A 16,542-nucleotide genomic window follows, 5' to 3' on the forward strand; every position below is an offset into this window, starting at 1 on the left:
CCACGCCTAAGCCCTTGACGAATAACACCTTCGTCCCTATAGTACGCCCCCTCAACGCGCCTGTAGCTCAGCTGGATAGAGTACCTGGCTACGAACCAGGCGGTCGCACGTTCGAATCGTGCCAGGCGCGCCATATTTCTTCAAAAATATCAAACGGTTGGCCCATCATGCGCCAGCCGTTTTTTGTTTCAGCATAACCAGTGCCGGACTTTTCCTCGCAGACCTTGTTTGCCGCCGCTAAGAGCGGCGGCTGTCACTCGGACAAACGCGACATCAAAGAGTCGTTCACTTTCTCCGACATAGCGATAAGGTCCCATTCATAGCCCGAAGCCAGCAGCGGGCCGATATCGCTGGCGAAATTCTTATCCTTCAGCTTTGCCGCAACATTTTCCTGGAACTGCTTTCTGGTTACTTTGTACCCGCCGTGCGCCATGTATGCGTAAAATGCCGCCACGATTTTCTCCGGGTCGGCGGCCTCATCGTCGAGTGCAATTGCCAGGTCAAAGAGGTCACGCCCTTTTTTACGCTGATAAAGCGCGCGGAGTTTTGTACCCAGAAGCTCGTTCAGATCGTAACTGAGTATTGAACACGATCCTTTGTACCAACGGGAGTTCACCTCAAACGGAGTTGCTTGGAATCCTTCTACTGCGAAATGTTCACGCGTGTTAATTTCGACTTTCAAGCGAAGAGGTTGCCCATCCTCTGATTGGAACCTGTATGCCAGGGTCACTAGCGCGTTATTCTGCTTCCGTTTGGGTTCTCCAAGCCACGGGTCCAATACCTCTCGTAAGGCATCCATTATTGGACCAGCTGGTTCTGCGTTCACCTGAACCAGGTCGATGTCTTCTGAGTATCTTGCGGCAGGCAGATGTAGCTTAAACAGGGCAGTGCCGCCACGGAACGCAAGTGCTTGACGCAGTGTCTCGTGGGAAAAGATTTCAATGAGTGCGCGGCTAATGACCAGATCCTGTTCGACCTGGGCATCATCAACCCATGGGGCTTGGTCCCGCCACTCCGTAATATAATCGCGCGGGATCATATATCGGGCTGCAATTCAGCGTTTACCACGAGTTTCCACTTGGGGTTACGGATGCCCGCTTCGTTATCATTGCCGGGGATGAGCATTGTGTACTCGCGCGCGTGTTCACGGACATATTCGCAAATATCTGCCGCGGCTTTCTCCGCGTCCACCAGTTCCAGAATGTAGCCCAGGCGCTGGAGCCAGGTGATTGGGGCCGTAGCGGCTGCTGCTGCCAGCGCTGATCCATCAATTTGTTCGGCGAGTTCTGAGAGGATAGTCGCGACCTGATCCAGCCCGCCCACATGCTCCGGATACCCGGCCAGGTCGATAGCCGTGGCCTCCGGTGTGGAAACCTTTAACACGCCGCGTGAGGTGTTGAACATTTGTGTAGGCACATCGTTGATCTTCTTCCTTGCGATGAACTGGACCCTGACTTTGCCGCAGTGGAGCGGTCTGCGGTTCTTTTGCACGAAAACCTGGAACTCCTGTGGGCGCTGATGGGCCGCGCCATAATATTGCGCGGCTGAGAGAAGCCCTGCGTAGTAGTTCAGGCCTTTGACGTTCATAAGGTCGGGGATGAATTGCTCGGCAGGCAGACAGCCTAGTGACCGGTATTCCGGTGGGATGATGACGTAGAATCCACGGGCTGGTGTGGCAATCAGTCCCTGCCTGGTGAGCCGGTTCAGAGCGAGCTTGCTGGCATCCGGCGAGACTCTCAACGCCTCTCGTGCCTCGGCTGAGGTAAAGCTATAGCGTCCCTTCGAGGCTAATGTCTCGATCAGGTCTTTCGCTGCCATGTGATCTTTGTTAGATTCCACTCTCACAAAGTATCTATAAATGATACTTTACGCAAGTAAGTTCGTATTTTTGGAAGAGGTAAATCTTGCACCATAAGCAATTCAGCAAGCCCGAGTTGCATACGAACGGCCAAAGGCCCAGGCTCCCTCTGCGAGGGTACTGAACCACGGGCATCGAACTGCGTTAATACTCAACAGGCATAACGCGGCTAAGCTTTTATATCTATAATCGACTGTCACATTTTATGATTCTGAGTCTGAAAACTGCATGGCAAGAGTAAAGCCCGAAAAAGCAAAGCCTGAAAAAACCAAATCCCTCGAATCCTGGATCTGGGACGCTGCCTGCTCCATTCGCGGCGCCAAGGACGCGCCGAAATACAAGGATTACATCCTTCCGCTCATCTTCACCAAGCGCCTGTGCGATGTATTCGATGACGAGCTGGACCGCATCGCCAGGGGAGTCGGCTCACGGGAAAAAGCCTTTGCACTGGTCAAGGCCGACCACAAATTGGTGCGCTTCTACCTGCCCCTAGTGCCGGACGATCTAGAGCAGCCCGTGTGGTCTGTTATCCGTAAACTCGCTGACCAGATCGGCGAGGGCGTCACCACCCACATGCGGGCTATCGCCAGGGAGAACCCACTCCTGCAGGGCATCATCGACCGCGTTGACTTCAACGCCACCACCCACGGCCAGCGCGACCTGGATGACGACCGCCTTTCCAATTTGATCGAGGCTGTTAGCACCAAGCGCCTCGGCCTGGAGGACGTGGAGGCCGACATCATCGGCAAGAGCTACGAATACCTCATCCGCAAGTTCGCCGAGGGCGGTGGCCAGAGCGCCGGTGAGTTCTACACGCCGCCCGAGGTTGGCAGCATCATGTCCAAGGTGCTTCAGCCGGAGCCCGGCATGGAAATCTACGACCCCACCTGCGGCTCCGGCGGCCTCCTGGTGAAATGCGAGATCGCCATGGAGGAATCCGTCTCTTCACAAAAAGGGGCCAAAAAGCGCGCCGTCGAACCGCTGCAACTGTTCGGCCAGGAATTCACCCCCGAGACCTGGGCCATGGCCAACATGAACATGATCATCCACGACATGGAAGGCCAGATCGAGATCGGCGACACCTTCAAGAACCCCAAATTCCGCAGCAAAGGCAAACTCCGCACCTTCGATCGCGTCATCGCCAATCCCATGTGGAACCAGGACTGGTTCACCGAGGCCGACTACGACAACGACGAACTTGACCGTTTTCCCGCCGGAGCCGGGTTTCCCGGCAAATCCTCTGCGGACTGGGGCTGGGTACAGCACATGCACGCCAGCCTCAACAACACAGGAAGAGCCGCCGTCGTCCTCGACACCGGCGCCGCCTCAAGAGGCTCGGGCAATGCCGGCACCAACAAAGAAAAAACCGTACGCCAGTGGTTTGTCGACAACGACCTCATCGAGAGCGTGCTCTACCTGCCCGAAAACCTCTTCTACAACACCACCGCCCCCGGCATCGTACTGTTCCTGAACAAAGCCAAAGCACAGGAACGCGAGGGCAAAGTCTTCCTCGTCAATGCCAGCCAGGTCTTCGAAAAAGGCGACCCCAAGAACTTCATCCCCGACGCAGGCATCCAGCGCATCGCCGAAACACTGATCGGGTGGAAGGAAGAGGAAAAACTCAGCCGCATCGTCGATCACCGGGAATTGAAAAAGAACGACTACAACATTTCTCCCAGCCGCTATATCCACACCAGTGATGCCGAGACCTATAGGCCCATCGGGGAAATCGTCGCCGAGCTCGATGCCATCGAGGCCGAAGCCAGGGAAACCGACAAGGCCTTGCGGGAGATTCTGGAGAAGATCGGGGTATGAGCGGAGCAGTGACAGAATCCGTGATCGACGGATGGAAATCCACGCCGCTAAAAGCGGAGGTCACGCTGAAGAACGGAAAGGCATACAATGCCAAGAGCTGGAAGACCGAGGGCTATCCAATCATTCGAATCCAGAACCTCAAAGATCCAAAGGCATCGTTCAACTACTTCCAGGGAGACCCCGAAACCCAAGTCCCAATCCGAAAGGGCGACCTAGTTTTCTCCTGGTCAGGAAGCAAAGGCACCTCGTTTGGGCCGCACATTTGGCATGGTGATCTTGGGGTCCTTAATCAGCACATCTTTAAGGTGATCCTAAATCCCGATTCCGAGCTGGATCAGGACTTTCTCTTTTTCGCACTCAAGTTCCTTACAGCAAAGATTGAGGAGAAGGCATACGGCTTGGCTGCATTGGTCCACGTGCGGAAGGGCGACCTTGAGGCAACACAGATCCCACTCCCCCCACTCCCCGAGCAGAAGAAGATCGCGCACATTCTTACAACGGTGCAGCGTGCGATCGAGGCGCAGGAACGAATCCTCCAGACCACCACCGAGCTGAAAAAGGCCCTCATGCACAAGCTCTTCACCGAAGGCCTCCGCAACGAACCCCAAAAACAAACCGAGATCGGCCCTGTGCCCGAAAGCTGGGATGTGGTGGAGTTGGTAAGTCTGCTGCGCGAGCCGCTCCGGAACGGACATTCGGCGAAGACGACGACTGACGAAGACGGGATTCGCACGCTCACTCTTACCGCAGTAACTCAGCGAGATTTTTCGAGGAAGAACACTAAGATCACCTGCGCCGACCCTCACCGAGTGCGAGGCATGTGGCTGAGGTCTGGCGACATCTTCATTGAACGGGCAAACACAGCGGACTACGTTGGTTTGGCCGCCCTTTACGAGGGGCCTGAGGATTTCGCCATCTTCCCTGACCTTCTAATCCGCGTTCGCATCGACAACCGTAGAATCCGCCCGAAAGTTCTGGTCGAGTGGCTGCTAGCGGAGCCGTGTCGTCGATACTACAAGAAGAACGCGAGATCGACCGCGGGTAACTTTCCCAAGATCGATCAAGGCACCGTCGAGAAGACGCTTATCCCGGTGCCTTCTCCTGAAGAGCAAGCCGGGTTGGAGAACATCTTTCGGACCTTGGACAACAAACTGCGCCAACACACGGCGCGTAGGGCTAGCCTCCAAGACCTCTTCCGCACTCTCCTTCACGAACTGATGACCGCGAAGACCCGTGTTAACGGCATCGAACTATCACCAGGAGAATCATGAAGATCGCACGAATCAAGATCAGCAACTTTCGGGGTATTAAGAGTGCTGAACTTCTACTCCCTGACCAAGTTGTTTTCGTCGGCGACAACAACACTGGGAAATCTAGTGTTTTAGAAGCCATGGATCTCGTTCTCGGTCCCGAACGCCTCCATAGACCAAGTCCAATTGATGAGCATGATTTCTATGCCGGGGAATACATCGGAACCGAGGAAGAGCCGATTTCCATCGAGGTTGAAGTTGTAATCGTCGGCCTAACCGTTGATCAGATTATCCACTTCGGAAACCACATCGAATGGTGGAATACGGAGACGAACACCCTGTTGAGCGAGCCGCCACCGGAGGAGACCGACAGGCCGGAGGTTATACATGCACTTCGATTGGGGTTTGAGGGCAAATACGATTGGGAGGAGGACAATTTCGCATGCGAAACTTTCTTCATGTCGCCTGAAGGTGAAGAAGGCGCTAAAGATCCTTTCCGAACTCGAGACAAACGTCTTTGCGGCTTTCTCTTTCTCCGCACGCTCCGCACCGGATCTCGTGCCCTCAGTTTGGAAAGGGGGTCTCTGCTCGATATCATACTTCGCCTTCAGGAACTCCGACCAAAGATGTGGGAGGATGTCCTGGGAGAACTTCGCGGGCTTGCAGTCGCCGAGAATGAGGAACTTGGAGTAACCGCGTTCCTCGAAGAGGTTCAGAATTCTGTTCGGAAGTTTGTTCCTTCTGAATGGGCCGAGAACCCCCATATTCGTGTTTCCGATCTTACGCGAGAGCACCTTCGAAAAACACTGACGGTTTTCATGGGAACCGGTGAGAAAACGTCCGCTGGAACTGAATATGCAGCACCGTTTAGCCACCAGGGGGCGGGAACGATAAACACCCTCGTATTGGCGCTTTTGGCGATGATCGCCGAGCTCAAGCAGAACGTGATCTTTGCAATGGAAGAGCCAGAGATTGCGATTCCTCCTCACACTCAACGCCAGATCGTCGATAGAGTCCGCGACATGGCTGCACAGTCTATTTTTACGTCTCATTCTCCTTACGTTTTGGATGAGTTTCAGCCTGAGAGCCTCGCGATTCTAAAGCGAGAGTCTGGAGTTTTGCATGCCACTCCCGCAACCCTCCCACCTGCGGTCAAGTCCAAGGCCTATCGAGAACAACTTCGCACTCGTTTCTGCGAGTGCTTGCTGGCTCGAAGAATCCTGATTGTCGAGGGACGAACTGAGTATGATGCAATTCCTACCGCAGCACGCCGCCTTCATGAACTCGACTCGGAGAGATTCAAGACTTTAGAGAGCCTCGGGCTGGCCGTTATCAATGCCGAGACTGATTCACAAATCGCTCCCCTCGGCACTTACTTCAAGGATTTAGGGAAGACAGTTTTCGCAATCTCAGATCAACAAAACGCGGCGGCAGCCGCAGCAATTGCCGCCGCTGTGGACGCGGCGTTTGAATCTCCCGAAGCAAGTTTCGAGAAGCTGGTCCTCAACCACACTGCTGAGGCCGCTCTACGGAGGTTCGGCAAGGATGCTGTCGATGATGGGAGATGGCCCACTCATTTGGCTGGCGAGACTCCGATGGACGGGATGGACTTAGGCGCATTGAAATCTGCATTGGCCAAATTCCTGAAGAACAACAAAGGTGCCAGTGAGGCAGCGTTGCTCGTCGGAATGTGCAGCGAGGCTGAACTCCCGCCGTTTCTGGTCACGACGATCGAAGCTATTAGAACTCATTGTATCCCGCCGGATCCGGAACCTGAGCCGGCGGTTGAAGAAGGTGGGAATGGGGATGGCGGAGACGACGAGTCGCCTCCAGACGTAGAAGCTGAGGCGGAAGGAGATGGTGGAACCGAGCCGAAATCGTAGGTAAGCCAGCAAGAATGGAGATTGAATGGACAGACGAGAACAAGGCGCTCATGACCAGTACAGGACATGTGCTTTGTCTTGGCGGGCCGGGAAGTGGTAAGACCACGATCTCACTTTTAAAAGCCAATGACGAGATTGCAAAGGCTGTTCTAAGATCAGGACAGCGAGTTCTGTTCCTGAGTTTCGCTCGAGCGACAATTGCCCGCGTGGAAGAACATGCAGAGACATTCTTAAAGTCGGAGACAAGGAAATATCTCGAGATTAGTACCTATCACGGCTTCACGTGGTCAATTCTCCGCAGCCACGGATACCTCCTGACTTCTGCAACCCCGATCACGCTGCTGCCACCGGCCGAGTCGGCTGCAGCATTATCAGAAATTGTCAGCGACGACGACAAGCTTGCCGAAAAGAAGCGTCTATTCATCGAGGATGGACGACTTGATTTTGATCTGTTCGCGGGACTAACAGCAGAACTCCTCAGCAGAAGCACCAGTCTCCGGCGATTGGTTTCGGAAACCTACCCAATCATTATTCTCGACGAGTTTCAGGACACCGATGCAAACGAGTGGGAATTGATAAAGGCCCTCGGCATCGACAGCCGGTTGATCGCGCTAGCAGATCCTGAGCAGCGCATTTATGAGTTTCGTGGTGCCAGTCCAACCCGGATTCCTGAGTTTATCGAGGCGTTCTCTCCCACAGAGATTGACTTCACGAATACGAACCACAGGAGCGCGGGCACTGATATCTGTCTGTTCGGAAATGACCTCCTGACTGGTGTGAACAAGGCGAAGACCTATGAACACGTTGAAATAATCAAGTATCCGTTCCGTCGGCCGCCAGGCGATCATCTCGACTTGAAAATTACTGTCCTCAAACGGCGAAAAGCGATTTTGGAATCCAATCCCGACTCCTGGTCACTGGCGATCTTGGTCCCAACCAAAAAGCTGATGTTGGAGGTGTCGGAGTATCTCGCAACCAAACAAGAGTTCAACAATGGAAAGGTTGCTCCAGAAATTGACAACGAGGCAATGCTCGACGCAGAGGGTCCAGCCTTGGCTGCAGTTACCATTGCCGGACTCTTGAGTGCTGAGGGAACTGCCGTTGATATTTCGCAACGGCTGATCACAGATCTTTGCAGGCACATACGAGGTAGAAAGGGAGGCGCCAAACCTTCACAGCAACAACTGAGCCTCGCTGGCGGACTCGAGGCTTTCGTAGACACGGGAAACCTTCGGGGCCCGAAGAGGAAGGCGATTGCGGAAGAGTGTCTGGCGATTTCGGAGCAGCGCCTTCAGTTAGTTATGTCAGGTGACCCTGGAAAAGATTGGCTGCAGGTTCGAAGCCTTTTCTCAAATGCCTCGGCTCCCGACCTTCAGAACGTAGCCAACGATGCGCGATTCTTGAAGTTCCTAAACCGAGGAACGCAACTGCGTTCCCGCCTAGCGGAGATCTGGCGAACGACCGGAACCTATACGGGAGCCGGTTCGGCAGTCGATGTCGCTTTGACGAGGGAACATTTTGCAGCGGCTTCGCAGACATTTCAGGGGATTCATGTGATGACCCTGCACAAGTCTAAAGGGAAGCAGTTCACCGAGGTAATTGTCTACGAAGGCCCCGCAAAATACAGGGACAAGATCGTCAGGCCAAATGGCACTGAGCAGGATGTTGCGAGAGGAAAGCTCATCCTTCGCGTTGGCGTGACCAGAGCCGAGAGATTCACTTCGATACTAAGCCCGGCGAACCAGCCTTGCCCGCTAATTTAGATTATGCTCACCTCCGAAAAACACAAAACCGTCCAACCCCGGATCCTCGAATACACCGAAACGGTCGGTCGTTCAGTTGTGTCCCGAGGGGAAGACCAGGCATGCCATGGCACGGCCAGCTCACAATCAAGAACCGAACTCACCCTCACTCCCGCCTCACCAACCCATCAACCGCCATCCCATCATCCATCCTCTCCCCACACCAATACGGCACCCCCGTGCGCGGCCCAATCTCAACCCGCGCCCGCCCATTAGCCGTGGTCAGCGCAAACACGTTTCCGCGGAAACGCGTATCCGGCCCGCTGGCAATCTGCCTGCCATTCGGCGTTTTGAATACGGGTTCCCCCGCTGCATCCAGCACAAGGCCATAGCCCCCCTCATGCACCAGGCGATGATGACGGCGGCACAGTAACAGCATATTATCGAGCCGGGTCTCGCCGCCGTCGGCCCAGTGGCGGATATGATGCGCATCTACATGGTGTTGCGCGGTGCAGCCGGGGAAACGGCAACCGCCGTCGCGGCGCTGCAGGGCGCGGCGGATGGCCGGTGGAATACTGCGGGTGCGGCGGCCAATGTCCAATGCGCTTGCGTGAATATGATCGCCGCCATCTTCCAGCCAGTGCACCACGCCGCAGTCGCAGGCAAGGCGGCGGGACGTTTCCGCACATACGTTCGCAGACATGCTTGTGCCCGCTTCCAGTTCGGCTTCCGCGCCGTCACCGTCTATCCGCAGAGTATTGATATCGGTGTGCAGGTGTAGCGTGCAGCGGTCGCCGCCGGTGATGATATTCTCTTCTTTGCTGAGGTAACTGTCGGCGATGCGTTCCAGTGCATCAGCGCGGCGCGCGGCGATGGGGGTTTCGCTGCGGTTCGACGTTTCCGCGGAAACGTCTTCTGGGACGTTGCGCTGTTCTTCCTGGATTGCGCCTGTTGCCGCATCCAGTGCCTGCGCGAAGCGCGCACCCTGTTCCGGGCTCATGCGCGCCTTGAGCACGTAGCTGCCATCGCTGTCGATGTACCAGTTGAGTTCCCGCAGGGCGTCGTGCTGTTGGTCGCGTTTCAGTGCTTCACTGCGTTTTACCCTGCGGTAGTTGCGAACCAGGCGCTCGACGTGGGAGGCGGTGCCGTGGTTGGCGATCATCAGCAGGTAATCCTCGTTCTGTGGCGTGGCGACGCGGGTCATTGCGCGCACCTTGGAGAAACTGACTTTCCCGCCGCGCAGCGCGGAGCTGATTTGTGGCAGGCTGTCGAGCGCGTGGGCGACGCGTACTTTCTCGCGCGCTGCGCCCAGGGCGATGCCGCATTTCCAGTTGAGCCAGTGCGCGCAGGATTTCATGCCCGCGCCGCTCCAGCCGTGGCGTTCGTCGAATTCGCGGATGAGTGTCAGCAAGCGGTAGGTCGCCGCGTTGAGATGGGCGGCGAGTTCGGTGATTTCGTCTTCCAGTGTGGCGAGATTGCGAACTTCTGATGGTGTGGCTGAAGCAGTGAGATGGTCCATGGGGAGGGTCCTGTGCCGCTGCAAGAATACTGATTAAATGTACAGTATATGGTGAATATGTCAATAAAAACATGGAGTTAGGCGATTTTAGATGGTTTGGAGCTGGGCAGCGGCAGACCGGAATTACCCGCGAAGACAGCTCGTGTTTAATGAATCCATAAAGCGCCAAAAATGAGAAGCAAATAGGCAATCTGCTCAAAAAGGGCTATATTTGAGCAGATGAAGGTTTTGTATAAGGAGAATGATGAGCAACTACAGGCCGGTCGACTTCCCCCCGACCCAAGAGCTCGAAACAGCCGCTGTGCTGCGGGCACTGGTGCCGGCACACCGTTACCTGGCGGAGCTCAAGGGCCTGGCGCGCTCGATTCCCAATGAGGGTTTGCTGGTGTCCACGCTGTCGCTGCAGGAGGCGCAGAGCAGTTCGGAGATCGAGAATATCATCACCACGCAAGACACCCTCTATAAATACCAGATTCAGCCGCAGCATGCCGACCCCATCAGCAAGGAGGTAGCGCACTACGCGCAGGGACTCGACATTGGTTTTCGACAGGTGCGGGAAAGCGGCCTGCTCACTCTCAATACCATTCTCGAGGTGCAGGCGGAGCTGGAAGGCAATACGGCGGGCTTGCGCAAAACAACCGGCACCGTGTTGAAGAATGAGCAAAGCGGGGCGGTGGTCTACGAACCGCCCTCGCCGTTGCAAGTCGGGGAACTGATGGCGGAGCTGGAGCGGTTTATACACGCTGCAAGCCCGCTGGACCCACTGGTGAAAATGGCCTTGATCCATCATCAGTTTGAAACGATTCACCCGTTCTATGACGGCAACGGCCGCACCGGACGGATCGTCAATATTCTGTATCTGGTGAAGGAGCAACTGCTGGATACGCCAATCCTGTACCTGAGTCGCTATATCAGCCAGACCAAGGCAGAGTACTACGCTGGCCTGCAGCAGGTGCGCGATACAAACAGCTGGGAGAACTGGCTGGTGTACATGCTGCGCGCTGTAGCAGCAACGGCGCGCCATACCAGCGGATTGGTGCAGAGCATCGCTGTGCTGCTGCAACAGCACAAGCAGCGGATCCGCAGGGATTACCGCTTTTACAGTCAGGACCTGATCAACAATATCTTTCGGCACCCCTACACCAAAGTGGCGTTTCTGGAACAGGACCTGGGCGTTTCGCGTGCGACCGCCACCCGCTATCTGGACACGCTGGCGAAGGACGGCATTCTCAACAAACAGCGTCTGGGGCGCGAAAACTACTACATCAATCACGAACTGGTAGCGCTGCTGTTCAATCTACCGGAACTCAATAGGTGGGATGCGTGAAACCCGGCGAACATAAAACCGTCCAAGCCCGAATCCTCCAATATGCCGAGGCCATCGGTTGGACGATTGTGTCCCGCGAGGAAGCGGAAGAGCGGCGCGGGTGTGATCCGACCGTTCCGCCCGCCGACCGCGCCAAAAACCGCTCGCTTTTTTTCGACGACCTGCTTTACACCAAAGTGCGGGAATTCAACCCGCGCTACTTTGATGCCGAGGGCGCCTTGCTCGGGCAGTTCCGCCATCTCCACGCCGACATCTACGGCAATCGCGAATTTGTCGACCACTTGCGCAACCGGGGCAAGTTCTTCGACGTTGATGAGAACCGCGAGCGCGACCTGATCCTGATCGATTACGAGAATCCGACGCGCAACATTTACGAAGCTACCGAAGAGTGGGCCTTTCACAACGGCCACTACGGCACGCGGGAGGATGTTGTCTTTCTCATCAACGGCATCCCGGTGCTGGTGATCGAATGCAAGAACGCCAACAAGGATGAGGCGATTGCCCTGGGGGTGGACCAGATCCGCCGGTATCACCGCGAGACGCCGGAGCTCTTTGTCCCGCAGCAGCTGTTCACCGCCACCGACGCCATCGGCTTTTCCTATGGGGTGAGCTGGAACACGGTGCGGCGCAATATTTTCACCTGGAAGAATGAGGAGGTCGGCAAGCTGGAGGCCAAGGTGAAGAGCTTCTGCGCCATCGGGCAGGTGCTCGCCTTCCTCAAGGACTACATCGTCTTTGCCGAAAAAGACGAGGAACTGAACAAGTACATTCTGCGCCAGCACCAGACGGGCGCGGTGGACGCCGCCGTTGAGCGCGGCCTCGACCCGGCCCGCACCCGTGGCCTTGTCTGGCACACCCAGGGGAGCGGCAAGACCTTTACTATGATCAAGGCGGCGGAACGGTTGTTCCGTGCCCCCGAAGCGGATAAGCCCACTGTCCTGCTAATGATCGACCGCAACGAGCTCGAAGACCAGATGCTCAAGAACCTCGCCGCGCTGGGCCTGGGCAACCTGGAGCACGCCAGCAGTATCGCCCGGCTCAACCAGCTGCTGAAGGACGACTACCGCGGCATCATCGTGACCATGATCCACAAGTTCCGCGATATGCCAGCGGATCTCAACACGCGCTCGAATATCTATGTGCTGATTGATGAGGCACACCGCACCACCGGCGGCGACCTCGGCAATTTCCTGATGGCAGGGCTGCCCAACGCGACCTACCTCGGCTTCACCGGCACTCCGGTGGACAAGACTGTTTACGGCAAGGGCACCTTCAAGACCTTCGGCTGTGAGGACGATGCGGGTTACCTGCACAAATATTCCATCGCCGACAGCATCGAGGACGGCACCACGCTGCCGCTCTACTACCAGCTGGCCCCCAACGAGATGCTCGTCCCTCATGAGACGCTGGACAAGGAATTCCTTTCCCTTGCCCACGCCGAGGGTGTGGCCGATATTGAGGAGCTGAACAAAATCCTTGAGCGGGCAGTCAACCTGAAGAACTTCCTCAAGGGCAAAGAGCGCATACAGCAGGTCGCGAAGTTTGTCGCCACTCATTATCAGGAAAATGTCGAGCCACTGGGATACAAGGCTTTCCTGGTCGGCGTGGACCGGGAGGCCTGCGCTCATTACAAGCACGCCCTGGATCAATTCCTGCCCGCCGAGTATTCCGAGGTCGTGTACACCGGGAGTAATAACGATTCTGCCCTGTTGAAAGAATTTCAGCTCGACTCGAAGCGAGAGCGGCAGATTCGCAAGAGCTTTGGCAAGCTTGACCAACTGCCGAAAATTCTGATTGTCACCGAAAAACTGCTCACGGGCTTCGATGCACCCGTGCTCTATGCCATGTACCTCGACAAGCCGATGCGCGATCACACGCTGCTGCAGGCCATCGCCCGGGTGAATCGTCCCTATGAGAATGAGGCCCAGGAAATGGTGAAGCCTCACGGCTTCGTGCTGGATTTTGTCGGTATCTTCGACAAGCTGGAAAAAGCCCTGGCCTTCGATAGTGAGGAAATCAACGCCATCGTCAAGGACCTGAAGTTGCTGAAGGTCTTGTTCCAGAACAAGATGGCCTCGAAAGCGCCGGCCTACCTGGGCCTTATCGAGCGCAACTTCGACGACAAGGACGTGGAATCCCTCACCGAGCATTTCCGTGATCCCGAGCGGCGGAAAGAGTTCTTTAAGGAATACAAAGAAATACAGATGCTCTACGAGATCATCTCGCCCGATGCCTTCCTCCGGTCCTTCATCGACGACTACGCAACCCTCTCAGCCATCTACCAGGTGGTGCGCAAGGCGTACACCCGGACGGTGATGGTGGATCGAGATTTCCAGGCGAAAACCAATCAGCTGGTGCAGGACAAGGTGGGTAGTTACGGCGTTGGCCACCTGGATGAGATCGTCGAGATCAACGCGGATACGATTGAGCTGATCAATAAAAAGAACCGAGGTGAGGCCACCAAGGTCATCAACCTGGTGAAAAGTATCGCAAGGCTGGCTGATGAAAGCAGTGATGATCCCAACCTGATCGCTATGGCTGAGCGAGCCAGGACGGTCCAGGAGAGCTTTGAGAATCGCCAGACCAGTACCGCCGAAGCACTGGAGGAATTGTTGCGGGAAGTGGCGTCTAACGAGGCCAGGAAGAAAGTACAGGCCGAGAAATCTTTCGATGGTTTGACCTATTTCGTTTACCGCACACTGCTCGACGCCCAGATAACCAACGCAGAGGATGTCAGCCGGACAATTCGTAACGCCTTCACCGACTTCCCGAATTGGCAGAAGAGCGAGAATGCCATGCGCGAGCTACGCAAGAAGGTAACTTTCGCCATTTTCGCTGAGACCGAAGACCTCAATGCGGTCAGCGCCCTGGTGGATGAACTGTTTTCTCTGCTGGAGAAGGCCAATCGACTCTAAGGTTACGAAAACGGCCAAACAAAAGCAGGCCTTCAAGCACCGCGTCCAGGAGTGGGCTGTAAAGCTGGATGTGGAAGTCGTCTGGTTGGGCGTGCGGCCCATGCACAACAAATGGGCGTCCTGTTCGACCAATGGCCACCTCAATTTCAACGCCGAATTGCTAGGCCTCGACCGGGACCTCTGGGACTACGTGATCGTCCATGAACTCCTGCACTTCTTCGTGCCCAATCACGGTAGACTCTGGAAGAGTCTGATGAGAGCACACCTTGGGGATTACGAAGTCAGCGAAAGGAAGCTGAAAAGCCTGAGTTTGCCGCCCACTGGAGTGCTCGACAAGGAAAATGCCAGATAAATTATTCTTCAAACGCAAATGGATTCAAGAACTGTCGTTTCCAAAACAGCTTGCGATCAACTACGCTCAAGCTGGCTTCATCGCAAACCTTATCCCAATTGGTCTCAATCGCTTCCCGCTGCTTTTCGAAGATTGCTTTAGCCTCACTTTCCGAGAGCTGAAAGTGGGGCGCGGCATCCAGGCAAGATTTAAGTTTGCTTAGCCTGTTGTCACCGGAAATCAGCATAGCTTGAGTAGCTTCACTGCCCGTTCTGTCTTGCGGGCAAATATCATATGCTGGCGTTAATTGCAGTGTTTTACCATTCCAAAATGCCGCATGGTTCCTGGCGTGATCATCGGTATTGCCGCACAGGATATTGAAGACAATCCGAGAGAACAGTTCTTCGAGTGTTTGTTTGGGATCATCGAAACAATGGCGGATAATTTCGGCGAAGGTTTCATAGCTGGCATACCCCGCCATCATGTCATCCAGGCCAAAGAGCGTTAGCGCGGAGACCATGGCTTTGCGCGTCCAGCGCCTTGCCGTTTTTTCGCGATCAAATCGCTCGATCAACAGAATATCTTTTTGTGCAGCTTGCACCAGTTTTACTGGCGCGACATTAATGCCGGCAAGCGCTGCCAATCGCATGGCGATATATTCAGCTTTTACCACGCTGTAAAGGTCAGTGCTGGAAGAAAACTTCGCCACGTATTTCGTGCCCTGATCTTCGATCAGGGCCTTGGGACGTGCACCACCAATAGAGCTACCATGAAAGAGCGCCTGATCCAGCTCAGGTGTGAGCGGTACGCCTTGCTCAACCCGCGCAGCCGATTGCAGCAGTGCTTCCAGTGGAGCATTGTTTGCTGAGCGTGGAACATATTCACTAGGCGAGCGTTGGAAATCCAGTGCGCCGATACGGTCAGAGCCAGACTCCAGCAAATAGCTTAACTCGCCTAGTGCATCGGTATCCGTATCTTTGCCTTTGCGCCCGAGTTGTTTATTGATGATAACGCGCCGACCCCAGGCATCCGGTGCGGAATCCCGGATGCAGCCGGGCATAGTTAGTCCATCAGGCAGGGGTAACACGCCTTTTTTAAGCGGCAATTCCGGCTCATAAATGGAAATGGCTGGAGGATTAGCGTTAATGCGATCAAGATAGCTTTTACCGTAGTTGAACTGCACGTTGCCCTGATCGTCAGATTCCAGCTTCCCGGCAACAACAGGTTCAGTGGTATCGGGCAGCCATATCCAGACAAAAGCATCTTTGTCAGTGGTCTTAGAAGTCATCGTCAGCAACCTTTACTTTCTTGCGCACCGACTTGGGTAGCAGTGCGAGTTTGTCTTCTGTTTGGCGAATATGCTTGGTAAGTGTGGTTGCTTCGGCGTCAAAAAGCTTAACGCCCACGATGGTGGCAACTTCAAAGGTCGCACCCAGCGCGCATTTGGGGTCGCCTTTTTCGATGCGCTGCAATAGGCCGCGAGAAATTCCGGCGCGGTCAGCAACCTCTTGCGCAGTCATCTTGCGCTCTTTTCTTGCCGCACGGATCAGGTTGCCAAGCAGGCTAATGGCTTCAAGGCTGTAACGGGAATAGGTGCGTGCCGATACTTTAGACATGGCTTACCTTTGGTTTCTCTCTTTTGGTCTGTTTGTGAATCATATAGCATTCATATGATCTATACATGAATCATGGTATCAGTGCTTGGCTGATCCAACAAGTAAAAAATGGTTCATATATAGACCGTAACGTGTTTTTGTGATCTATATGTGGATCGTAATGCTGTGGATTAAAGGGCGCTAGATTTCCGGCTCATGCCCGCGATTTCGGCTTTCTATCCCGCTTTGGCGCAGATCTTCGCGAATATTCCGGTTTCTTCCGCATTCTTCGATCAGTGCTTCAACA

Annotated in this window: 12 protein-coding genes and 1 tRNA gene; 8 read left to right on the forward strand and 5 right to left on the reverse strand. The window is 55.1% G+C overall.

Annotated elements, in window-relative coordinates; translation table 11 throughout:
- Positions 1-56: 56 nt before the first annotated feature.
- Positions 57-133: transfer RNA gene (locus tag DWB85_RS06315), tRNA-Arg, on the forward strand.
- A gap of 120 nt (positions 134-253) precedes the next feature.
- On the opposite strand, the gene DWB85_RS06320 is transcribed toward DWB85_RS06315, so the two are convergent.
- Complete coding sequence (locus tag DWB85_RS06320; RefSeq protein WP_205422671.1) at positions 254-1,039, reverse strand: nucleotidyl transferase AbiEii/AbiGii toxin family protein; 786 nt, start codon at positions 1,037-1,039, stop codon at positions 254-256.
- Positions 1,036-1,818 carry a type IV toxin-antitoxin system AbiEi family antitoxin gene (locus DWB85_RS06325; protein WP_117953367.1) on the reverse strand — a complete coding sequence of 261 codons (783 nt, stop codon included), beginning with the start codon at positions 1,816-1,818 and terminating at the stop codon, positions 1,036-1,038. The genes DWB85_RS06320 and DWB85_RS06325 overlap by 4 nt, the downstream gene beginning before the upstream one ends.
- Positions 1,819-2,086: 268 nt before the next feature.
- Between DWB85_RS06325 and DWB85_RS06330 the strand changes: the two genes are divergently transcribed.
- The 4 genes from DWB85_RS06330 to DWB85_RS06345 are packed head-to-tail and all read left to right on the forward strand — an operon-like array spanning position 2,087 to position 8,569.
- The gene (locus DWB85_RS06330; RefSeq protein WP_117953368.1) at positions 2,087-3,673 is read left to right on the forward strand and encodes a type I restriction-modification system subunit M; all 1,587 of its coding nucleotides are present in this window, start codon (positions 2,087-2,089) and stop codon (positions 3,671-3,673) included.
- Complete coding sequence (locus DWB85_RS06335) at positions 3,670-4,944, forward strand: restriction endonuclease subunit S (protein WP_117953369.1); 1,275 nt, start codon at positions 3,670-3,672, stop codon at positions 4,942-4,944. Before DWB85_RS06330 ends, DWB85_RS06335 begins: the two co-directional genes overlap by 4 nt.
- Positions 4,941-6,806 carry an ATP-dependent nuclease gene (locus DWB85_RS06340; RefSeq protein ID WP_117953370.1) on the forward strand — a complete coding sequence of 622 codons (1,866 nt, stop codon included), beginning with the start codon at positions 4,941-4,943 and terminating at the stop codon, positions 6,804-6,806. The genes DWB85_RS06335 and DWB85_RS06340 overlap by 4 nt, the downstream gene beginning before the upstream one ends.
- 14 nt (positions 6,807-6,820) lie before the next feature.
- Positions 6,821-8,569 (forward strand): UvrD-helicase domain-containing protein, encoded by a 1,749-nt coding sequence (locus tag DWB85_RS06345; RefSeq protein ID WP_117953371.1) that lies wholly within the window; start codon positions 6,821-6,823, stop codon positions 8,567-8,569.
- Between the two features lie 145 nt (positions 8,570-8,714).
- Here DWB85_RS06345 and DWB85_RS06350 read toward each other — a convergent pair whose 3' ends face one another.
- Positions 8,715-10,067, reverse strand: coding sequence for an HNH endonuclease signature motif containing protein (locus tag DWB85_RS06350; protein ID WP_117953372.1), 1,353 nt, complete (start codon positions 10,065-10,067; stop codon positions 8,715-8,717).
- A gap of 244 nt (positions 10,068-10,311) precedes the next feature.
- Between DWB85_RS06350 and DWB85_RS06355 the strand changes: the two genes are divergently transcribed.
- The 3 genes from DWB85_RS06355 to DWB85_RS06365 are packed head-to-tail and all read left to right on the forward strand — an operon-like array spanning position 10,312 to position 14,661.
- Positions 10,312-11,394, forward strand: coding sequence for a Fic family protein (locus DWB85_RS06355; protein WP_117953373.1), 1,083 nt, complete (start codon positions 10,312-10,314; stop codon positions 11,392-11,394).
- Positions 11,391-14,309: a type I restriction endonuclease subunit R gene (locus DWB85_RS06360; RefSeq protein WP_117953374.1), complete on the forward strand. Its 2,919-nt coding sequence runs from the start codon at positions 11,391-11,393 to the stop codon at positions 14,307-14,309. Before DWB85_RS06355 ends, DWB85_RS06360 begins: the two co-directional genes overlap by 4 nt.
- The gene (locus tag DWB85_RS06365; protein WP_117953375.1) at positions 14,269-14,661 is read left to right on the forward strand and encodes a M48 metallopeptidase family protein; all 393 of its coding nucleotides are present in this window, start codon (positions 14,269-14,271) and stop codon (positions 14,659-14,661) included. The genes DWB85_RS06360 and DWB85_RS06365 overlap by 41 nt, the downstream gene beginning before the upstream one ends.
- A 1-nt stretch (position 14,662) precedes the next feature.
- Here DWB85_RS06365 and DWB85_RS06370 read toward each other — a convergent pair whose 3' ends face one another.
- On the reverse strand, positions 14,663-15,928 hold the full coding sequence (locus DWB85_RS06370) for a type II toxin-antitoxin system HipA family toxin (protein ID WP_117953376.1): 1,266 nt from the start codon (positions 15,926-15,928) through the stop codon (positions 14,663-14,665).
- The gene (locus DWB85_RS06375) at positions 15,918-16,256 is read right to left on the reverse strand and encodes a helix-turn-helix transcriptional regulator (protein WP_117953377.1); all 339 of its coding nucleotides are present in this window, start codon (positions 16,254-16,256) and stop codon (positions 15,918-15,920) included. The genes DWB85_RS06370 and DWB85_RS06375 overlap by 11 nt, the downstream gene beginning before the upstream one ends.
- Positions 16,257-16,542 lie beyond the last annotated feature (286 nt).

Source organism: Seongchinamella sediminis (assembly GCF_003457605.1).
Taxonomy (GTDB): Bacteria; Pseudomonadota; Gammaproteobacteria; order Pseudomonadales; family Halieaceae; genus Halioglobus; species Halioglobus sediminis.